This window comes from Deltaproteobacteria bacterium, from assembly GCA_005879795.1.
Taxonomy (GTDB): Bacteria; Desulfobacterota; Binatia; order DP-6; family DP-6; genus DP-6.
Genome location: VBKJ01000127.1, coordinates 1 through 19,985 on the forward strand (window position 1 = coordinate 1; position 19,985 = coordinate 19,985).

Here is a 19,985-nt window from a genome sequence, read left to right on the forward strand (position 1 = left end):
GAGCGCCGGCTTCAGGATGTTGGACGCATCCATCGAGCCGCCCTGCGTCGCGCCGGCGCCGACCACGGTGTGGATCTCGTCGATGAAGAGGACGGCGCCCGGCTTCGCCTTGAGGGCGCCGATCACGGCCTTCAGGCGCGCCTCGAACTCGCCGCGGAACTTCGTGCCGGCGAGCAGCGCCCCCATGTCGAGGGCGTAGACGCCGACGTCCTTGAGGGCCGTCGGCACCTCGCCGCGGTGGACGCGGAGCGCGAAGCCCTCGACGATGGCCGTCTTGCCCACGCCCGGGTCGCCCACGAAGACGGGGTTGTTCTTCCGCCGCCGGCAGAGCACGTGGATGGTGCGCTCGAGCTCGCGCTCGCGGCCGATGAGCGGGTCGATGCGCCCGGCCGCGGCCTGCTCGACCAGGTTGATGGTGAAGGCGCCGAGCGGATCGCGCGCCGGGCGGGCGCCCTCCTCGGCGTCCTCCTCCTCGTCGCCCGCCGGCGACGGAGCCTCCGGTACCTTCGGGATCCCGTGGGAGATGTAGCTGATCACGTCGAGGCGCGTGATACCCTGCTTGGCGAGCAGGTAGGCCGCCTGCGACTCGGGCTCGCGGAAGATCGCGGCCAGCACCTCGCGGCCGTCGAGCTCGTCGCGTCCGGCCGACTGCACGTGCGCCGCGGCGCGCTGGAGAACGCGCTGGAAGCCGAGGGTCTGCTGCGGCGGCACGTCCGTCCCCGCGGGCAGGCGCTCCATGTGGCTCTCGAGGTACGCGGCGAGGTCGTGCCTCAGGCGCTCCACGTCGCCGCCGCACGCGCGCACCACCTCGGCCACGCGCTCGTCGTCGAGCAGCGCGCGCAGCAGGTGCTCGATGCCGATGAACTCGTGCCGCCGCGCCCGCGCGTCGCGGATGGCGAGGGCGAAGCTCGCCTCGAGGCTCCGGGTCAGCCGCACTCCTCCTCCTCGACCGAGCAGCGGAGCGGGAACTCGTGCGCGCGCGCGAGGGCCTCGACACGCGCGGCGCGCGTCTCGGCGACGTCGCGCGGGTGGACGCCCGCGACGCCGATGCCGGTCTTGTGGACGTGGAGCATGATGCCGGTGGCGGTCGCCTCGTCGTGGTGGAAGACGCTCATCAGCACCCAGACCACGAACTCCATGGTGGTGTAGTCGTCGTTGTGGAAGAGCACCTTGTAGAGGCGGGGCCGCTTCAGCTTTTCCTGGGGCCGGGTCTCGGTGATGACGCCGGGCTCGTGCTTGGTCTCGCGCCGGGGCACGGCGTCGATTAGATCCGGATCGGTCCACCGGGGCAACCCACGTGCGTCGGCGCCGGGCCCCCCGGCGCCCCCTCCTCGGGCCGTCAGGGTGTCCGCTTGCCTTCGGCCGCGCGCGCTCGATCGAGGGCGCCGCCCTGGCGCCACATGTAGCAGGAGTCGGTGAGGCCGCCCATCGCCACCACGGATGAGTCGGTGCGGAAGGCGAGCGGCCATGCCTCGGACATCGCGGCTGCGCACTGGACGAGCGCGGGGGCGAGCATGAGGAGCGTGTCGAGGAGCGGGCGGTCGTCGGGCGCGGCGCCCAGGCGGGCGAGCAGCTCGGCGGTGATGCCGGCGCCCAGCCGCTGCCCCCCGAGCCACGCGACCGCCTCGCCGCGGTCGCGCCACGCCGCGCGCTCCAGGTCTCTGGCGCCGCGGCGGCGCTCGGCCGCCTCGAGGCGGCCGATGGCGAGGGCCGGGAACTCGACCTCGGCGTCCAGCCGCACCTCGAGCTGCTCGGCGAAGCGCTCCATGGGGCGCACGATGGCGCCCGCGGGGGCGAAGTGGAGGTCGGTCGTCTGCGCGAGGAGCTGGACGCGCGCCGCCGCGCTCTCGTGCCCGTCGATCACGACGTCGCGCCGGAAGACGCGCTGCCCGGCGGGCCGGGCGGGGGCCGCCCCGTGGAGTGCGCGCTCGCGCGCGAGCGCCCACGCCGCGCTCGAGCCGAGCAGGTGGCCGAGCGTGAGCAGATGCGAGCAGCCGCGCGGTCCCCCGATCGCGTCGCCGAGGCGCCGCCCCCAGCCGCCGTCGAGCCGCGTCCCCGCCAGGGCGGCGATGCGGTCGATCGGGTCGCGGCAGCTCTCGCCCGCGGTCACCGCCGAGGGCTCGAAGGCGACGCTCCGCTGCTCGGCGGCAAGCGTCTCGAGCGTCGCGCTCGCGGGATCGATCGTGCCGGCGAGGCGCATGTCATGGATGACGCCCGCGCCCTGGAGGTCGCCGGCCACGGGGACGAAGCCACGCTTGCGGAGGTCGAGCACGGTGCCGTGCACGTCGAGCTTCCCGTCGGCGCGCGCCGCGAGGACGACGGAGAGGGCGCGCGTGTGGAGCGGGTGGCCGCGGGCGTCGAGCCGCATCGGCCCGAGTTTCCCCGGTGCACGGCCCTGGCGCAAGCCTCGCCTGGCGTCGCCCCGCCGATCTGGTTATGGAGACGGCCCATGAAGATCGCAGGTGCGGTGGCCCTGGTGACCGGCGGCGCCTCGGGCCTGGGCGAGGCGACGGTCGGGATGGTGATCGAGAACGGCGGCAGGGCCGTCATCCTCGACCGGCCGGGGTCTGCGGGCGAGGACGTCGCCCGCCGGCTCGGCGCGCAGGCCCTCTTCGCGCCGGCCGACGTGACCAGCGCCGAGGAGGTGCAGGCGGCGGTCGCGAAGGCCGTCGAGCGTTTCGGCGCCGTGCACGTGTGCGTCAACTGCGCCGGCGTCGGGGCGGCCATGCGCACGGTCACCAAGCAGGGCCCGATGCCGCTCGACCTGTTCGCCAAGGTGATCGCCATCAACCTGACCGGGACCTTCAACGTGCTCCGCCTCGCGGCGGCGCAGATGGCGCAGAACCCACCCAACGAGGAGGGCGAGCGCGGCGTCATCATCAACACCGCTTCGGCCGCCGCATTCGACGGCCAGATCGGCCAGGCCGCCTACTCGGCGTCGAAGGGCGGCGTGGTCGGCATGACGCTGCCCGTCGCGCGCGACCTGGCCGCGCTCGGCATCCGCGTGGTCACCATCGCGCCCGGCACCTTCGACACCGCCATGCTCGCCATGCTGCCCGAGGACCAGCGCCGGAAGCTAGCCGCCGAGATCCCGTTCCCGTCGCGCCTCGGGCGGCCGAGCGAGTACGCGGCGCTGGCGCGCCACATCATCGAGAACCCCATGCTGAACGGCGAGACCATCCGGCTCGACGGCGCGCTGCGCATGCCGCCCAAATAGCCGATCGCCCGCTATCTTGTCGCTTTCGCGCCCCCTGTGCTAACGGCGCAGGATGGCCTCCGCCGCGAAGCGCCTCGGCGTCATCGGCGCGGGCAACATCGGCGGCGCGGTCGCCGCCAACTTGCTGGCCGACGGTCACGGCGTGGCCGTGCACGACACCGACCCGGCGCGCTGCGCTGCGCTCGTGCGCGCGGGAGCCGTGCGGGCCGACACGCCGGCGGCGGTCGCCGAGCGGAGCGAGATCACCTTCACGTCGCTGCCGAGCCCGACGGTCATGGAAGCGGTGGCGGACGCCTGGCTCTCGGGCGCGGCGCGGGACGCCGTGCTGGTGGACCTCTCCACCAACTCGCCCGCCACCATCCGGTCGGTGGGCGAGCGGCTCGCCGCCGCCGGCCGCCATCTCCTCGAGGCGCCGCTCACCGGCGGCGCGCCGGGCGCGCAGGCGCGCATGCTCGTCTTCATGGTGGGCGGCGAGCGCGCCGTCTACGAGCGCTGCCTGCCGATCCTCCAGAAGCTTGGCCGCGCCGTCTTTCACATGGGCCCGCTCGGGAGCGGCAACACGGCGAAGCTCGTGAACAGCCTGCTCGCCTTCACCGCGACCTGGGCCTCGCTGGAAGGCCTCGCCGTGGCCGCCAAGGCGGGCATCAACCTGCGCACCATGATCGAGGTGATCCGCACGGGCGGCGCGGGCAACTTCTTCACCGACCGCATGGTCGAGGGGATCAACGAGCGCCGCCGCCCAACGCAGTTCGCGCTCGCGCTGGCGGCGAAGGACGCGGGGCTGCTGCTCGAGGTGGCGCGCGAGGCGGGCGTGCCGGTGCCGGTCGCGGCAGAGGTGGCGCAGGCGCTGGTTGCGGCGGTCGAGGCGGGGCTCGGCGGGCGGGACTTCACGGATCTCGTGGAGCTGATCGAGCGGCGCGCGGGCGTGGCCCTCCGGCTCCCGCCGCCCGCATGACCACCGCCCGGTTCATCCTGCGGCAGGCGTGGGACCCGGGCGCCCGGGTGAAACCCTACCTCGCCGCGATCGAGGCGGCGCTCGACGCCGTCGTGGCGCGCCCGGGGCGGGGGCGGCGCCGCGCGAGAGGAGGCGAGCGATGACCGCGATCCGCGTCGGCTGGATCGGGACGGGTGTCATGGGCGCGCCCATGTGCGGGCATCTCATGGCGAGCGGCTACCCCGTCACCGTGTTCAACCGCACCCGCGAACGTGCCCGCTCGCTTCTGGAGCGCGGCGCGGCGTGGGCGGATTCGCCGCGGGCGGTCGCGCAGCACGCCGACGTCGTCTTCACGATGGTCGGCTTTCCCGACGACGTGCGCGAGGTCGTGCTCGGCCCCGCGGGCGCGCTGGCGGGCGCCGGGCGCGGAACGATCCTGGTGGACATGACCACCAGCGAGCCGTCGCTTGCGCGCGAGATATACGAGGCGGCCCACGGGCGGGGCGTGGCGAGCCTCGACGCCCCCGTGTCGGGCGGCGACATCGGCGCGCGCGAGGCGCACCTCTCGATCATGGTGGGCGGCGAGCGGGACGTCTTCGAGCGCGTCGCCCCGCTGCTCCGCTGCCTGGGCACCACCATCGTCCACCAGGGCCCCGCGGGGGCGGGGCAGCACACCAAGATGGCGAACCAGATCCTGGTCGCGAGCGGCATGGTCGCGGTCTGCGAGGCGCTCCTCTACGCCTACAAGGCCGGACTCGACCTGCCCACCGTCCTCCAGTCGGTCTCGGGCGGCGCCGCCGGCTCGTGGTCGCTCACGCACTACGCCCCGCGCATCCTCGCGCGGGACTTCGTGCCGGGCTTCCTCGTGGACCACTTCATCAAGGACATGGGCATCGCGCTGGCGGAGGCGCAGCGGATGCGCCTCTCGCTGCCGGGCCTCGCCTTGGTGGAGCAGCTCTATCTCGCGCTGGCCGCGCAGGGCGACGGCCGCAAGGGCACGCACGCCCTCGTGCTCGCGCTCGCGAGGCTCTCGGCCGTGGAGTGGCCGGCTACACCTTCAGCACCTCCGCCGCCGCGTTGAGCGCGCCCACCGCCGCCGGCACGCCCGCGTAGCACGCGGTCTGCATGAGCACCTCGATCAGCTCCTCGCGCTTGATGCCGAGGTTGAGCGCGCCCGCGAGGTGCAGCTTCAGCTCCTCGGTGCGCCCGAGCGCGGCGAGCTGCGCCACGGTGCAGAGGCTCCGGCTGCGCAGGTCCAGGTTCGGCCGGGACCAGAACATGCCGAACACGAACTGCGCCACCAGGCCGAAGAACTCGGGGGCCAGCTTCTGCGCCGGCAGCTCCTGCCCGCCGGCACGCGCGCCCCACAACTTACCCGCGACCTCGAGGCCGCGTGCAAGGTAGTCCGTCTCTCCCGCCATGCTCCATCTCCTCTCTAGGCGACGCGCAGCACGATCTTTCCGAAGTGCGCGCTCGACTGCATCCGGCGGTGCGCCTCGGCCGCCCGGGCGAGCGGCAGGACGCGGTCGATCGGGGCGCGGAGCCGGCCCGCGGCGAGCGCGGCGCCGAAGCGCGCGCGGAAGCCCTCCACGATCCTCGCCTTGTCCGCGACCGAGCGGCCGCGCAGCGTCGAGCCGATGACCGCGAGCCGCCGGAGGAGGAGCTGCGCCAGGTTGACCTCGCCCTGCGCGCCCCCCATGAGCCCGATCAGCACGAGCCGGCCGCCGGGCGCCAGGGCGGCCAGGTTCTTCGCCAGGTAGGCCGCGCCGATGTGGTCGAGGATCACGTCGACGCCGCGCCCGCCCGTGAGCTCGCGGGCCCGCGCGCCGAAGTCCTCGCTGCGGTAGTTGATGGCCGCCGTCGCGCCGAGCGCCACGCACTGCCGGCACTTCTCGTCGCTGCCCGCGGTGACGACGCACGGGTTGCCCGCTTCGCGGCAGAGGAGGATCGCCGCCGTGCCGACGCCGCCTCCGCCCCCGTGCACGAGCGCCGCCTCGCCGGGCGCCAGCGCACCCAGCCCGGGCATGAAGAGGTTCGAGAAGGCGGTCAGGAAGACCTCGGGGAACGCACCCGCCTCCTCGTCGCTCATCGTCTCGGGCACGGGCAGCGCCGAGCCGTGGTGGACGACCGCCTCCTCCGCGTAGCCGCCGCCAGGCAGGAGCGCCATGACGCGCTGCCCGGGCCGGAAGCCGCGCGCCTCGGGGCCCACCTCCGCGACCTCGCCAGCGCACTCGAGCCCCAGGATCGGCGACGCGCCGGGCGGCGGCGGATAGAGTCCCTGCCGTTGCAACAGGTCGGCGCGGTTGACCGCCGTCGTGCGCACGCGGATGCGGAGGTCGGCCGGGCCGAGGGCGGGGGAGGGCGCCTCGCCCATCTGCAGCACCGATTCTTCGCCCGGCTCCCGGATCACGATCGCGCGCATCGGGGACGGCTCACCACAGGCGAGCCGTCCGAGTCAATCGGGACGGGCGCGGCTTGACCTCGTCCGGGGAGCCACGTACGCATCGAGGCAGCCCATGCTGGTCCTCGTCCTGCTGGTGGCCGCCCTCGTCGCCGTGGCTCTCTGGCGCCTCGCGGCGCGCGTGCGCGACGTGGACCGGCAGGTGAAGGAGCTCCGCCTGCTCCGCCGCGAGATCGAGGAGCTCGGCGCCGAGGTCGACCGCGGCCTCGGCGTCACGCGCGCGCATCTTGCAGCCGTCGCGGCCGGCGAGCCGCCCGAGCGCGACGTCATCCTCCGCGGTGCGCCCTGGCGCGACATCCAGCCCGCCGAGGCGCTCGCGCTCTGGGAGAAGACGCCCGGGCTCTTCGTCCTCGACGTCCGCACGCCGGCCGAGTTCGCGACCGGGCACATCCCGAACGCGCACCTGATCCCGATCGACGAGCTCGAGGACCGTCTCGGCGAGCTGCCACCCAGGGACACGCCGATGCTCGTCCACTGCGCCGCGGGCGGGCGGAGCGCGGCCGCGTGCCAGACGTTGGGTCAGCGCGGCTACACGCGTCTCCTGAACCTCGCCGGCGGCATGCACAGCTGGCCGGGGGTACGCGTCGAGGAAGCGGCGCCGGCCACGCCGCCGCCGTCGGCGCCGGCCGGCGCCGCGATCAGCTATCGGGGCGGCCCCCTCACCGAGGCGCAGGTCGTAGGCGCCATCCGCGAGTGCTACGACCCCGAGATCCCGCTCAACATCTACGACCTGGGGCTGATCTACGGCGTCGACATCGACGAGTCACGGGTCGCGGTCCGCATGACGCTCACCTCCGAGGGCTGCCCCTCGGCGCGCACCATCCCCGAGGACGTGAAGCGGAAGATCGCCGCGCTCGGGCAGCCGAACGTCACGGTGGACGTGGTCTGGGACCCGCCCTGGCACCCCTCGCGCATCAGCCCCGACGGGAAGCAGAAGCTCGGGCTGGCGTGAGCGGGCGCACCGGACGCCGGTCGCCGAGTCGCCAGCTCGGGCCTTGCATTTGCGGCCGGAAGTAGAGTACGTAAACGGCCCCTTTTTTGCGGCAGCGGACGACTCCTGTGCCTCGATTGCTCGATCCTCCACAAGATTACCGAAGGGAGAGTCTCCGCTCGTGTGCGGAGACGCCCGCGCCTCGGGAGATGGCTAATGGGAACGGGGCGCCTCGCGTCTTCGTCAGTGCTCCAGGCTCCGCGCCCGGCTCGAGTGATCTGCTGGTCTCGTTTCTCCGGGTTGCGGCCGCCGCGGCGCGCACCACCACCGGCGCCAGTCGTGCGGCAGCCGCCCTCCCGGTGGACGCTGCGTCCGGTGCGCACTCACTGATCATACAGCGGGAGGGCAGCCTGCCGCCGCTCCCCGGCGGCCTGATTCGTCTCGTGGCGCGGTCGGTGCGCGGCGGCCGCAGGCTCTCGCTCGAGGACCCTGGCGGCCCGGCGGCTCTTGCGACCCTGGCAGCACAGGCTGGGGCCCGCGTGATGGCGGCGGTATCCTTGCGGGTGGAGGGCGCGGAGGGATGCCTGCTGGCCGCGCGCGACACGAGGCGGCCCTTCTCGCCGGCCGAGCTGGCGGGGCTCGAGGGTGTGGCGCAGTCCGCAGCGCTCGGAGTCGCCGAGGCCCGGGCGTTGGTGAATACGGACCGCCGGCGTTTCGCCCGCGAGCTGCACGATACCTTCGGCCAGACGCTCACGGCTCTCGTCTTCGCGGTCGATGAGCTCGAACGTGGACTCCAGAGCGTCGAGGAGCGCCGGCTGACATCAGCGGTGCGCTCGCATGCGTTGAAGGCGTTGGACGACATGCGAGATGTGATCGCCGCCGTCAGGCGAACGGAGGGAGAGCAGGAGCGGTGGCGGAGAGTCCTCGACCTGGCGAAGGATCTCTCGCAGTCGGGCATCCAGGTCCGCGTCCACAAGGATCTGCCCGAACCGCTCCCGGCGGGGCTGGTGGAGTGCCTGTACGAAGTCGCCCGCGAAGCGCTGTTGAACGTCAAGCGTCACGCCCGAGCCCGGAATGTACACGTGCTGCTCTGGCAGGACGAGCGAAAGCTGGAGGTCATGGTCTCGGATGACGGGCAGGGACTGCGGCCGGAGGAGCTGGGAACGGGCTGGGGAGGCTTCGGTCTCCGCATGATGCAGGAGCGACTGGAGGAAGTCGGTGGGGCGTTCATCGTCGAGAGTACCGGCGCGCGCGGAACCCGGGTCATCGCGCGCATACCCTGGACCGGAGGGGAGAGATCGCACTCGCGGGCGTCGATTGCGCGTCGTCCTGGCGGATGATCACCCGGTCGTCCGGGCCGGGCTGAGGCACATCCTCGATTCAGGCGATACGATCGAGGTCGTCGCCGAGGCGGAAGACGGCCGAACCCTTCTCCGGCGGGTCCAGGCCCTGAGTCCGGACGTCGTGGTGATGGACGTTTCCATGCCCGAGCTGAACGGGATAGAGGCTACGCGGGCGATCCGCCGGCAGTTCCCCACGACGCGGGTCCTCGTGCTCTCGGTTCACGGTGCGGAGGCGGTCGTCCTGGATGCCGTTGCGGCGGGGGCTGCCGGATACCTGCTGAAGGAAACGGCCACCGAGGAGCTGCAGCGGGCGGTCTCGGCGGTGGCCAGAGGCGAGGGTTACTTCTCGCCTGGCGTGGCCGGCCTGCTCGTCAACCGGCTGAACGAGCGCGCCCGGCAGCGGCCGCTCCTGAGCGCCCGTGAGCGGGAGGTCGTCCAGCTCATCAGCGAAGGGGAACGGCTCGGTCAGATCGCGGCCAAGCTCTTCGTCAGCATCGCGACGGTGAAGAGCCACCGGGCGAATGCGATGCGTAAGCTCAGCATCCGCACGACGGCCGACCTGATCCGCTACGCGATCCGCGGCGGTCTCTCGCCCCTCTGAGGCCAGCGGCCCGCGGCGGTGGCCGGGGGCCGTCGCCCTGATCCTCCTCCTTCGAACGAACCCTCAACCCTCCGAACGCCGAGAGCGAAATCCCGCGCAAGTCGAATTGCGGGCACGAGACGCCCTCTATAGCATCCGCACATTCATGATCCCCACCGGTATTCGGTTTCGCAACGCCAAGGGCAAGCCTCCGCCCTCGAGCCGCGAAGAGGTGACGCCCGAGGTGTCGCTCAGAGACGATCCCGCCGCCGACTCGCTGGGTTTGCTCGAGCTGGGACTCGCCCTCGAGCGCAAGTTCCGCGTCGTGCCTCGTCCGTCCATCCTCGAGCGCCTGCGCATCTACCTCCTCGCGGTGGTGCAGGCGCTCGTCCCCGGCCCGGAGACGGCGGCAGCTGCTCCGCAGACTCGGGCCGGGCGCTTCTCGGCAAGGGTCGTCCCTGCTGCGGGCGATTCGAGCAGAAGCCTTCAGCGCGCGGGCTGGCTCACGCCCTATGCCATAGAGACGATCGCCGAGCACGCCCTCCACGCCGGCCCCGGCGCCCGGCTCGAGATGACGTTGCCGTCGAGTGTCAGCGATACCGAGCTGGCGTTGCTTCGGGACGAGTTTGCCTGGCTCGGCGAGCGGGGCGTCCAGGCGAGCGTTCGTCGGGACTACAGTATCGCACTGATCGAGGAACACCCCATCCCCCCCCGCCCGGCGGTCTGACCGTCCGCTGGCGCGCCGCTCGAGGCCTCCGCCACCCTTGAGGCCGGTGGCGGGGACCTCGGGCGGGTCCAGTCACGGGCCACGTCGTCGCGGCGACGCGATTTCGGCACGGCCGGTGGCGGCGGTTTACCTTTGCCGGGCGCGCGGCGACCGGTGTAGAGAAGGCGCGTGCCTCCCGCGGGTCGCAGTCCCGGAGCCCGCGCGGCGCCGCGCGCGGCGCCGCCGCCCGCCTCCGCCGCGCAGCGGCGGCCGCTCCCGATCGCGCTCACCGCCGTGTGGTGGGTCGTCCTCGCCGTGCTGCTCGTGCAGAAGGGGCGTGCCCTCGAGCAGAAGATCACGTGGTACCTCGCGGTCGACCAGTTCGGGTACGCGACGTTCGCGCACGACCTCCTGCGCGGCCGTGTCTTCCACGAGTGGGCGCCCGGCGAGGCGCTCAAGAGCCGGCTGCCGCCGCGCGCCGACGTCCTCGTCCAGAGCTACGTATGGGACCGCGGCCGAATCTACTCGCGCTATGCCCCGGGCTTCCCGATCCTGCTCGCCGGCTGGCTCGCGCTCTTCGGCGACGACAGTGCGCACTACCTGAACCCGCTCCTCTTCGTCGCCGTCGTCCTGCTGGTGATCGCCCTCCAGCGCCGGCTCTTCCACTCGCGGTGGCGGGCGCTCATGGGCGGCGCGCTCCTCGTGCTGTTCGCGGGCAACGGGTTCGCGGGCAGCAACGTGAATCTCTGGGGCCTCACGCTGACGCGCGACATCTCGGCGCACGCCGTCGCGCTCGCCGGGCTCGTGCTGCTCGTGCCGTGGGGCGCCCGCCGACTGGGACCGCGCCGCGCCGCGGCTGCGGGCCTGGCGCTCGGGTTCACCGTCTCGATCCGTCCCGACGGCGTGCTCTACCTCGTGCCGGCGACGCTGCTCGCTCTCGTACGGTGGCGGCGGGAGCGCGCGCGGGGCGGCGCCCTCGCGCGCGCGCTCGCCGCGGGCGTCCTCGGCGTCGCGCTCGGCGTCGCGCCCTCGCTCGCGTTCTACTGGGCCGCGACGGGGAACCCGTTCCGGGCCACGCAGAGCATGGAAGCGCAGGATTTTCTCAGCGAGACGCCCCGCCCGGGCAGCGCGGTCGCCATGGCGGACGCCGGCGGCGTCAAGGTCGCCTATCCGCCCCAGGGCTGGCACGGCGGCACGGCGGTGCCCGTCCAGGGCGGCGGGCTCAGGCTCGCCAACTTCCCGCGCACGTTCGAGGAGAACTGGCAGCTCATCCAGGCGACGTACGGCCGGCTCTTCCTCGTGCTCGCGATGTGGGGAGCGTGCGTCGCGCTCGCGCTGCGGCCGATCGTCTTCCTGCTCACGGTGCCTTACGCGGCGCTCGCGGTGCTGCTCTACAGCTGCTGGACGACGCCGCAAATGCGCTACCTCATCGGCGCGAGCGTGCTCCTCCCGGTCCTCGTGGTCGAGGGCCTCATGGGGACCTTCGACCTGGTGCGTCTGATGGCCCGCCGGCGGGAGGAATGGCCGCCGGTCGCGTTTGCGGGCGGCATCGGCGTGGCGCTTCTCCTGGGCGTCGTCATGAGCCTCCACACGTCGCCACCGGCCGCCATGGCGTCGTCACATGTCGGCGCCTTCGTGCGGGCGATCCCCTGGCTCGTCCCCGGCGCTGCGGGTGTCGGCCTCCTCGTCGCGGCCGGCTGGCCCCGGCGGCGCGCGGCGGGGTTCGTCGCCCCGGTCCTCGGGCTCGTGCTCGCGGCCGCAGCGATCGCCGGCGATACGAGCACACTCGGGCGCCGGGCGAGGTTCCAGAAGCCCGAGATGACCTACGCGCGGGAGAACCTGAGGCGACTCGTGCCGCCGCACGCCGTCGTCATCACCACCGAGGACGTCGGCCGTCCGGCCGAGAACATCGAGTACTATGGCGGCATCCACGCGCTCTACCTGACCGACCTGACGCGCTGGCGGCTCGGCGTGCGCGACGCCGCCGCGCTCCTGCTGCGCTCCGGTATGCCGCCGTATCTCTTCATCCCGTTCACGCAGCCGGACCGCGAGCAGATGCTCGCCGAGCTCGCCGAGTTCCAGGTGGAGCAGGCGGCCGACATTCCCGCGCCGCAGGCGATCGGCTACTTCGTGGCGGCGCCGTTCCACCGCGGCGTGCGGATGCTTCTCTACCGGATCTCCACGCCCGGCGCCGCAGACCGAGGCGCCCCTGACAGCTAACTAACTAACCTCGTAGCGCAGCCCGTGAAGAAGTCGAAGAGGCTGGGCGAAGAAGCCGCGCGACGGGGCGGGGGCGATCGTCGCCGAGGTTCCCGTGGTAGCCGCCCCGTCGCGGGCGCCGAGCGCGCGTCGACGTTGGTCCGCGTGCTGGGTAAGTCAGCCAAGGGGGCGCGCATTCCGTGCCGAGATCCTTATATGGTCATGCTTCATATGGTCATGCTTCAGGACCAAGCATTCGGTTTTGCGGAGGAATCTCTCCACCCGGGAACGCCCTTCCCGGGAACGCTCTTCCGGTGGCTCCCTCGCGCAGAGTCTACAGCAAACAGACATCACCTGAACCCGGTATAGCCTACCGTCCGTGACATCTGCTAACTCTCACAGCGTGGAGCACTTCTCCGGGATGAGCGGCTGCGACAAATCGATCGTGAGGGAGGGTGGAGTTTCAGAGCGCGGGGCCCGCAGCGGGAGTGACCGGTGCTTTCCGAAGACATGTCTTCGTCGCGAGGAGAAAAAGGAGGGTTAGATGAGCAAGCTAGTCGTGGGTCTCGCAGGAATCGTGCTGGGGGTTGGTCTGTTGGTTTCGGCGGCGCGGGTGGTGTCCGCTGCCCCAGTGTGCGGTCATGGCCCATGCGGGGACGAGGTCGGGCAGTGCGGCCTCAGCGGTAAGGCCAGAGCAGCGTGCTTCAAGACTGCCATAGCCGCTTGCAAAGCCTCGCACGCGGCAGGCGGCTGCACGTGCGCCGATCCGGGGTGCTTTACCTGCACCGGCGGTAGCGCATGCGTTTTCGCTTCGCCCTCGGGCGCGTTCCTCGAGTAGCTACCTTCGTTCTCCCGTCGGGGGCGGGGTGCTGACCCCGCCCCCGACCTGGTGCGCGCTTCCGCGGTGCGGTCCAGCCTGCGCGAGAGGGGAAACGTGTTGGTTGTCGCGCGCCGCGCGTGAAGTTGCCGCCGCGCGAGCATGACGGAGCCAGAGGCCCTCCGTCCCGCCGTCAGTCCGAGCAGGGTGCGCCGGCCGCGCACGCCGAGCGACTCGCGGAGGGGGCGGTTTGGGGGACGATCCCTACGTTCGCCTGCCCGCGGGCGCGCGCACGAGCCAAGGTGAGCAGCTACTGACCTGCGGGCGCGACTACTGGCACAGGCACGTGGACCCGCTCAGCTGGCAGTGCAGCCCGCAGCCCGAACCGCATGTGGCCCCAGTGTTACACGTGCATGTCGAGGTGCAGCAGGAGGTGCCGTCGCACTGCTCCCCAGGGTCGACCTGGTGGTTCCCGCACAGGCCGAATCGCTGGGCGAACACGCCCTGATAGTTGCCGTCCTGGCCGTAGCTGTCCCATGCGACCACGAACTTCCCGGCTGCGGCCGCGACCGCCGGGCGTCCCTGATCCTCGATGATGTAGCTGTTCACGCGGAACTCACTGGCCAGACGGCCACCCTGGGCGCCGAAGCGCTGCCCGAAGACCTCTGTCCCGATGCAAGCTTCCTGGCCGGGTCCGTCCCAGGCCACGAGGAACGTGCCGTCCGAGTTCATCGCTACTGCCGCGTCCTTCTGGGGATTCGCGGTGAAGCTGTTCACGAGGAACTCGCTCCCCTGGGGCGTCCCCGAGCTGCTGTACCGCTGGCCGAAGATGCCCGCGCCGTCACCCGCGCCCGCACCCTCCCACACCACCACGAAGTCGCCCGCCCCGTCGGCAGCCACGGCCGGATGCGTTTGATTGGAGGCCGTGGTGGTATTCACCCGGAATTCACCCGCGTTACAACCGCCTCTGGGCGTCCCCGCGCTGTCGTAGCGCTGCCCGAAGATGCCGTAGCCGCTGCCGTCCTGTGCGGCGCTGTGCCACACCACCACGAAGTTGCCCGCGCCGTCGGCCGCCACCGCAGGGGAACCCTGAACGCCGGTCGTGTAGGTGTTCACCCGGAACTCACCACCCTGCGGGGCCCCCGCGCTGCTGTATCGCTGGCCGAAGATGCCGGCGCTGTCGGTCGCGCCGGGGCCGGCCCAGACCACCTTGAAGTTGCCGAGACCGTCCACCGCCACCGCCGGAGTCTGCTGCACCCCGGTCGTGTAGGTGTTGACCCGGAACTCGCTGCCCTGCGGGGTGCCCGCGCTGTCGTACCGTTGGCCGAAGACGCCGGCGGCGTCGCCCGGGCCGGCTCCGTCCCACACCACCAGGAAGTTTCCGCCGGGGCTCCGCGCCACGCGAGGGTTGTCCTGATAGCCCGTCTTGTACGTGTTCACCGCGAACTCGGTACCCTGCCGCGTCCCGGTGCTGTCGTAGCGCTGGCCGAAGATACCGGTGCTCGGGTACCCGTCGCCATTGCCTGAGCCACTCCATACCACCACGAAGTTGCCCGTCGCGTCGGCCGCCACGGCCTGAGGATAGCCCTGCACGCCGGTGGTATACGTGTTCACCTGAAATTCGGGGCCGGCGGGGACGGACCCGCCGTCGCACGCGTCTCCCACCCCGTCGTGATCGCTATCCACCTGACTCGGATTGTAGACGTTCGGGCAGTTGTCCAGCGGACACGTGTTCGCCGGAAAGCCTGGATCGCCGAAGCCGTCGCCGTCCGAGTCCTGGCACGTGTCACAGGCGTTCCCGATGCCGTCATGGTCGGTGTCCGCCTGGTCGGGGTTCCGGATCGAGCGACAGTTGTCGATGCAATCGGCGACACCGTCCCCGTCCGTGTCCCCGCCGCCGACGGCAAAGTAGCGGACCGCCGTATTGGTGAGCGTAAAGGGGCTCGTGGGGTTGCCGAACCTCCACCCCACGCCGACCGTACCGTCGGCGTTCTCGATTCCGGCAGCCGCCGTCTGTACGCCACTCCCCGCACTCGAGTATTGGACCTGGATCTCGTGGCGGCTTTCGTAGAGGATGATCTCCCAGGTTGTCTTGGGATTGCCCGTGAACAGCGGCACACGGTCGAACTCGACGATGAAGCGCCGGTTGGGGGCGGTGCCCAGCGTCTGGTAGTAGATGGCTCCGAAACTGCTCGGGTCGAGATCGGCCCAGAGCCCCGCGACGTCCACGTTCGGGCATCCTGGGCTCGGGAGTGGAGTCTGGCCGGTCGGCGCGCTTCCTTCGCCGCCAAAGGTGATGAACCCGTTGCTCGAGACGAATACCTGCGAATTGCTGATCCCGTAGTAATTGAAGGTGAAGCCGAGCGGCAGCGCGGCGCTTTCCTCATCGTCGCGGAGCACGAGGAGCGTGCCGGTCTGTGAGATGTCGACGAAGGAATACGTCGGCGCATAGGCGTCGAGCGGCGCGATCGTGTCCGAGAACCTGTAGCAGCCCGCGTTGTCGGGCCCGCCCACGGCGGAGGCCGGCCGCGGCGATTCAAGGACGCCGAGTAGAACGATCAGAGTCGCGGCCGCAGTCCAGTCCCTCATCTGCTCTCCGATCGTCCCCCAGGGAACGGCCTTCGGCTCGCTACGCCAAGCTCGGCGGGGGTCTTCGCATCCGCTTGAGCGTCCTCGATCGCAATCTCCTGGGCGCAGGCCCCCCGGCCCCAGGCGTCTCCTGGAAACCGCCCGGTCACCCGCGCACCGACAGGTGCTCGTCTACCGCGGGCTGTTCGCGCCCGTCAATCGAACAAAGACGGGAGGGCGGTGGCGAAGGCCATAGAGGGTGCAAGGCGCTCCTCCGCGACCTCGTCTTCTCGACCCGTTTCGACTACGGGGGTGTGGCAAAGCGATGCTCGCCGCCGCCGCGCTCGCCGGGATCGTGTTCGCCGTTTACGCGGCCGGCGCCTGCCCCACGATCTATGTCGGTGACAGCGGCGACCTGGTCACCGCGGTTCACGTCTTGGGCATCCCGCATCCGACCGGCTACCCGCTCTACGTGCTCCTCGGCAAGCTCTGGTCGGTCCTAATTCCCGTGGGCACGGTGGCCTGGCGGATGAGCCTCTTCAGCGCCGTCTGCGCCGCAGCGGCTTGCGGGGCATTGTATCGGCTCTGCCGGAGCCTGGCGCTCCACCCGGTTGCGGCGGCCTTCTCGGCGCTCGTCCTGGCGTTCAGTCCGAGCTTCTGGTCGGAGGCGAACGTCCAGAGGGTATACGGCCTGGGGGCGCTGTTCGTCGTACTGGCCACGACGGCCGCTTGGCGCTGGCAGGTCCGCCGGGACGGGACGAGCCTCGCGTGGGCATCGTTCCTGTGCGGCTTCGGGGCCGCCAACCATGCCTTCATGGCCGTCTACGCACTTGCCCTCGGCGGTCTCGTACTCACGGCGGAGCCGGCCATCCTGCGCTCGCCGCGGCGCGTCGTGGCGGCGGGCGGCGCGTTCTGCGCCGGGCTGCTTCCCTACCTCTACCTGCCGTTGCGCGCGCGGGCGCATCCGCCGCTCGCTTGGGGCGACCCGCAGACGCTCGGGGGATTCTTCAGGGTGGTCTCGCGCCGGGAGTTCTGGGGCCGTGCGTGGCTGGAAGGTCCGGCCGACCTGCCGGTCATCGCGGCGAACTACCTCGGGAGCTTCCGCGCGGAGCTCACCTGGGCCGGCGTCGCCCTCGCGCTGGTGGGGACGGCGGCCGGCCGCCGCCGGCGCTGGCCGGTGCTGCTTCCCGGGCTCGTCATGGCCGGGAACTTCGGGCTGCTGGCCGCTCATGGCTCGCGTCATGACCTCTTCACGTGGCACCGCTACTACATCCCGTCTTACGTGATGGCGGCGTTCCTCGCAGGGCTCGGAGCCCAGGTAGTGCTCGAGCGGCTGCCTGCGATGCTCCGCTTCCTTCCGCTGCTGGTCCCGGCTCTCCTGCTGGCGCTGGGGTGGCGGACCTTCGACCGGAGCCGCTACCGGATCGCGGAGGACTTCGGCACCGCGGTCCTCCAATCCCTACCCCCGGGCGCTCACCTCGCTGGGGCGGACGACAACGTGCTCTTCACCCTCATGTATCTTCACCTCGTCGAGCGGCGGCGGCCGGACGTGGACCTCATCATGCAGGGCGTGGGCGGCATGGAACTGCCGCCGCTGCGCTTCGATCCGGAGAACGACCCGCTGTTCTTCACCCATCACCCCAACTGGGATCATCCGTTGCTCGACGTCGTGCCCGTGGGACTCGTCTTCCGGGTGTGGCCAGCCCGCCGGCCGCCTCCGCCCGCGGCGGCCACTGCGGAGGCGCTGGACGGCGAGCGCGATCCGCGGGTGCCGAAGGACGATCTGACGCGAAGCCTGATCGGCCACTTCCACTACATGCGCGGGGTCACCTTCGCGCGCGGCGACTGGCCTCGCGCCCGGCGCGAGTTCGCGCTCGCCGGCGCGACCGCGGACGACGACGACGTGCTCTTCTACAACCTGGGTCTCGTTTTCCAGCGCAACGGGCTCCTCGAGGACGCTCTCGCCGCCTTCCGGCGCTCGCACGCGATCAACCCCCGGCACCTGGCGAGCCAGAGACGGCCACGTGCCACCGACCGGGTGGCGGAGCTCACGGCCGAGGAGAAACGGCTCGAGGCGATCGAAGAGGATCTGGTCCGCGACCCGACACTCCTCCCGCTCGCACCCGACACGCCTGCCTATCACCGGCAGCTGGCGACGCTTCTCGAGCGGCAGGGCGAGCCCCTGGCCGCGCACGGCCACCGCCTGAAGGCTCTCGAGATCGACGCCGGTGCTTGACCGCCTCCGCGCCTCGTCCTACCGGAGTGCGATGGGCATGCGCTACCTCCTGGTGCTGGCCGCGCTCGCCTCCTTCGCCCTCGGCTGCGGCGCGAACCCCTCGACGGAGCGCATCGTCGTGCTCGGCCTCGATGGCGTCGACCCGCGGATCGTCGATCTGCTGATGGCCGAAGGCAAGATGCCGAACTTCGCCAGGCTCCGGCAGGAGGGCGCCTACGGGCGCCTGCTCAGCAGCGAGCCGATGCTCAGCCCGATCCTCTGGACGACCATCGCGACGGGCAAGCCCCCGCAGGAGCACGGCATCGGGCACTTCGTGGCGGTGAACGAGAAGACCGGCGAGCAGTTGCCCGTGACCAGCCAGATGCGCCGAGTGAAGGCGATCTGGAACATCCTCTCCGACGCCGGCCGGCGCGTGGCCGTGGTCGGTTGGTGGGCCACGTGGCCGGCGGAGACCGTACGCGGCACGATCGTCAGCGACCACGTCTGCTATCATTTCTTGCTGAGCGACGGGGCCGCAGAGGAAGGGCGCGCGCCCGGTATCACGTTCCCGGCCGAGGCGCAGGCCGAGCTGGCCCCCCTGATCCGCCGCCCGGGCGACGTGACGCTCGCGGAGGCGGCGCGCTTCGTCCACGTCGGCGCGGAGGCCTTCGCCCGTCCCTTCGCCTTCAGCGACGACCTGAGCCAGTTCAGGTGGGCGCTGGCGACGGCCGAGAGCTACCGGCGAATCGGCCTGCACCTCTGGGAGCGCGAGCGACCGGACCTCCTCATGGTCTACGTCGAGGGCGTCGACTCGACGTCGCACCTGTTCGGACACCTCTTCCGCGCCTCGGGACTCGCGGGCGAGCTCGCGGCGCAGCAGGAGCACTACGGAGGGACCGTCGAGGAGATGTACCGCTACGCCGACGGCCTCGTCGGCGACTTCACGCGGGTGCTCGACCGCCGCTCGACCCTCGTCGTGCTGTCCGATCACGGCTTCGAGCTCGGCGCCGTGCCGGATGATCCCAGCAAGACGCGCGACATGCGCCGCGTGAGCGAGCGCTATCATCGGCGCGAAGGCATCGTCTACCTCTACGGGAACCGCGTGAGGCCCCGCGGCCGCCTCGATCAGCCGAGGCAGCTCGACGTGACGCCGACGCTGCTCGCGCTCGCCGGCCTCGCACCCGCGCGGGACATGCCCGGCCGGGTGTGGACGGAAGCGCTCGACGTGAACGCGGAGCCGCCGTCGGTCGCCAGCTACGAGACAGAACGGTCCCGCGGGGGTGAGGGCGCGACCGACGCGGCCGTCGATCCCGCCATCCTCGAGCGGCTGCGCAGCCTCGGCTACCTGGGCGCGCGCTCACCGGAGGGCGACCGCAACCTCGCTGCCCTGCACTTCGAGGCCGGGCGCTATGCCGAGGCCGTGGAGGCGTACGAAGGCCTGGTGCGCCAGCACCCCGAGGACAGCGGCCTGCAGACGAGCCTCGCGGGCGCGCTCGGGGCGCTCGGACGACTCGATGAGGCCCTCGAGCACCTCGACGTGGCGCTCCGGCTCGACCCCATCAACCCCGAGGCTCACCACAACCGGGCGGTCATCTTCGAGCGGCAGGGAAAGCGCGAGGCGGCGAGCGAGGAGTACCGCACGGCCCTTCGTTATAATCCGCAGTACGAGCCGTCGCGGGAGGCGCTCATCCGTCTGACGGGATCGGCGCGTGTGAACCAGCCCCAGACCGACGCGGAGAAGCTCGCCGCCGCGCTCGCAGAGCAGGCGAGCCAGGCGGCCCGCCGGGGGGATTATCCGGCGGCCCTGAAGGCGCTCGACGAGGCCGCGCGCATCGCGCCGCGTTACGCTCTCGTGTACCAGTATCGCTCCAATGTCGCGTACCTCATGGGCGATCGGCAGGGCGCGATTGCCGCACTGCGCAAAGCCCTCGAGCTCGAGCCGGACAACGCGCTCTACCGGACCAACCTGCAGCGCCTCGAACAGCCCCACCCCGGGTTCAATCCCGGATAGCCC

At 71.7% G+C, this 19,985-nt stretch carries 16 protein-coding genes; 10 read left to right on the top strand and 6 right to left on the bottom strand.

Going from position 1 to position 19,985, the window contains the following annotated elements:
• From E6J59_06565 to E6J59_06575, 3 genes are all read right to left on the bottom strand, one after another.
• On the bottom strand, positions 1 to 936 hold a 936-nt coding region (locus E6J59_06565), incomplete at its 3' end, for an AAA family ATPase (GenBank protein ID TMB20946.1).
• Positions 927 to 1,469 (bottom strand): ATP-dependent Clp protease adaptor ClpS, encoded by a 543-nt coding sequence (locus tag E6J59_06570; protein TMB20947.1) that lies wholly within the window; start codon positions 1,467 to 1,469, stop codon positions 927 to 929. The genes E6J59_06570 and E6J59_06565, both read right to left, overlap by 10 nt.
• On the bottom strand, positions 1,340 to 2,368 hold the full coding sequence (locus E6J59_06575; GenBank protein TMB20948.1) for a DUF2889 domain-containing protein: 1,029 nt from the start codon (positions 2,366 to 2,368) through the stop codon (positions 1,340 to 1,342). Before E6J59_06575 ends, E6J59_06570 begins: the two co-directional genes overlap by 130 nt.
• A gap of 81 nt (positions 2,369 to 2,449) precedes the next feature.
• On the opposite strand from E6J59_06575, the gene E6J59_06580 reads away from it, so the two are divergent.
• From E6J59_06580 to E6J59_06590, 3 genes are all read left to right on the top strand, one after another.
• The gene (locus E6J59_06580) at positions 2,450 to 3,217 is read left to right on the top strand and encodes a 3-hydroxyacyl-CoA dehydrogenase (GenBank protein ID TMB20949.1); all 768 of its coding nucleotides are present in this window, start codon (positions 2,450 to 2,452) and stop codon (positions 3,215 to 3,217) included.
• A 52-nt stretch (positions 3,218 to 3,269) separates the two neighbouring features.
• A complete protein-coding gene (locus E6J59_06585) occupies positions 3,270 to 4,172 on the top strand; it encodes an NAD(P)-dependent oxidoreductase (protein ID TMB20950.1) in 903 nt (300 codons plus the stop codon).
• A 139-nt stretch (positions 4,173 to 4,311) separates the two neighbouring features.
• Positions 4,312 to 5,232, top strand: coding sequence for an NAD(P)-dependent oxidoreductase (locus tag E6J59_06590; GenBank protein TMB20951.1), 921 nt, complete (start codon positions 4,312 to 4,314; stop codon positions 5,230 to 5,232).
• Here the strand turns inward: E6J59_06590 and E6J59_06595 are convergent.
• Both E6J59_06595 and E6J59_06600 read right to left on the bottom strand, forming a co-directional pair.
• Complete coding sequence (locus tag E6J59_06595; protein TMB20952.1) at positions 5,201 to 5,572, bottom strand: carboxymuconolactone decarboxylase family protein; 372 nt, start codon at positions 5,570 to 5,572, stop codon at positions 5,201 to 5,203. The two genes, E6J59_06590 and E6J59_06595, sit on opposite strands and share 32 nt — an antisense overlap.
• Positions 5,573 to 5,586: 14 nt before the next feature.
• Complete coding sequence (locus tag E6J59_06600) at positions 5,587 to 6,573, bottom strand: NAD(P)H-quinone oxidoreductase (GenBank protein ID TMB20953.1); 987 nt, start codon at positions 6,571 to 6,573, stop codon at positions 5,587 to 5,589.
• Between E6J59_06600 and E6J59_06605 the strand changes: the two genes are divergently transcribed.
• The 5 genes from E6J59_06605 (at position 6,479) to E6J59_06625 (ending at position 12,392) form a co-directional block, all read left to right on the top strand.
• On the top strand, positions 6,479 to 7,564 hold the full coding sequence (locus E6J59_06605; protein TMB20954.1) for a DUF59 domain-containing protein: 1,086 nt from the start codon (positions 6,479 to 6,481) through the stop codon (positions 7,562 to 7,564). The genes E6J59_06600 and E6J59_06605 overlap by 95 nt on opposite strands.
• 521 nt (positions 7,565 to 8,085) lie before the next feature.
• Entirely contained in the window at positions 8,086 to 8,883 is a 798-nt protein-coding gene (locus tag E6J59_06610; protein TMB20955.1) for a hypothetical protein, read from the top strand.
• The gene (locus E6J59_06615; GenBank protein TMB20956.1) at positions 8,762 to 9,487 is read left to right on the top strand and encodes a response regulator transcription factor; all 726 of its coding nucleotides are present in this window, start codon (positions 8,762 to 8,764) and stop codon (positions 9,485 to 9,487) included. Before E6J59_06610 ends, E6J59_06615 begins: the two co-directional genes overlap by 122 nt.
• 145 nt (positions 9,488 to 9,632) lie before the next feature.
• The gene (locus E6J59_06620) at positions 9,633 to 10,193 is read left to right on the top strand and encodes a hypothetical protein (protein ID TMB20957.1); all 561 of its coding nucleotides are present in this window, start codon (positions 9,633 to 9,635) and stop codon (positions 10,191 to 10,193) included.
• 168 nt (positions 10,194 to 10,361) lie between these two features.
• Positions 10,362 to 12,392, top strand: a complete 2,031-nt coding sequence (locus tag E6J59_06625; GenBank protein ID TMB20958.1) for a hypothetical protein — start codon at positions 10,362 to 10,364, stop codon at positions 12,390 to 12,392.
• Between the two features lie 1,126 nt (positions 12,393 to 13,518).
• On the opposite strand, the gene E6J59_06630 is transcribed toward E6J59_06625, so the two are convergent.
• Positions 13,519 to 15,777 carry a hypothetical protein gene (locus E6J59_06630; protein ID TMB20959.1) on the bottom strand — a complete coding sequence of 753 codons (2,259 nt, stop codon included), beginning with the start codon at positions 15,775 to 15,777 and terminating at the stop codon, positions 13,519 to 13,521.
• 304 nt (positions 15,778 to 16,081) lie between these two features.
• On the opposite strand from E6J59_06630, the gene E6J59_06635 reads away from it, so the two are divergent.
• On the top strand, positions 16,082 to 17,992 hold the full coding sequence (locus E6J59_06635) for a DUF2723 domain-containing protein (GenBank protein ID TMB20960.1): 1,911 nt from the start codon (positions 16,082 to 16,084) through the stop codon (positions 17,990 to 17,992).
• Positions 17,985 to 19,982, top strand: a complete 1,998-nt coding sequence (locus E6J59_06640) for a tetratricopeptide repeat protein (protein ID TMB20961.1) — start codon at positions 17,985 to 17,987, stop codon at positions 19,980 to 19,982. The genes E6J59_06635 and E6J59_06640 overlap by 8 nt, the downstream gene beginning before the upstream one ends.
• The last annotated feature ends 3 nt before the right edge of the window (positions 19,983 to 19,985 follow it).

Bases quoted from the DNA above. Each gene is read 5' to 3' on its own strand.
- E6J59_06570 (TMB20947.1), bottom strand. From the start codon at position 1,469: ATGGCCGCTCGCCTTCCGCACCGACTCATCCGTGGTGGCGATGGGCGG.
- E6J59_06575 (TMB20948.1), bottom strand. From the start codon at position 2,368: ATGCGGCTCGACGCCCGCGGCCACCCGCTCCACACGCGCGCCCTCTCC.
- E6J59_06580 (TMB20949.1), top strand. From the start codon at position 2,450: ATGAAGATCGCAGGTGCGGTGGCCCTGGTGACCGGCGGCGCCTCGGGC.
- E6J59_06585 (TMB20950.1), top strand. From the start codon at position 3,270: ATGGCCTCCGCCGCGAAGCGCCTCGGCGTCATCGGCGCGGGCAACATC.
- E6J59_06590 (TMB20951.1), top strand. From the start codon at position 4,312: ATGACCGCGATCCGCGTCGGCTGGATCGGGACGGGTGTCATGGGCGCG.
- E6J59_06595 (TMB20952.1), bottom strand. From the start codon at position 5,572: ATGGCGGGAGAGACGGACTACCTTGCACGCGGCCTCGAGGTCGCGGGT.
- E6J59_06605 (TMB20954.1), top strand. From the start codon at position 6,479: ATGCGGAGGTCGGCCGGGCCGAGGGCGGGGGAGGGCGCCTCGCCCATC.
- E6J59_06600 (TMB20953.1), bottom strand. From the start codon at position 6,573: ATGCGCGCGATCGTGATCCGGGAGCCGGGCGAAGAATCGGTGCTGCAG.
- E6J59_06610 (TMB20955.1), top strand. From the start codon at position 8,086: ATGGCGGCGGTATCCTTGCGGGTGGAGGGCGCGGAGGGATGCCTGCTG.
- E6J59_06620 (TMB20957.1), top strand. From the start codon at position 9,633: ATGATCCCCACCGGTATTCGGTTTCGCAACGCCAAGGGCAAGCCTCCG.
- E6J59_06630 (TMB20959.1), bottom strand. From the start codon at position 15,777: ATGAGGGACTGGACTGCGGCCGCGACTCTGATCGTTCTACTCGGCGTC.
- E6J59_06635 (TMB20960.1), top strand. From the start codon at position 16,082: ATGCTCGCCGCCGCCGCGCTCGCCGGGATCGTGTTCGCCGTTTACGCG.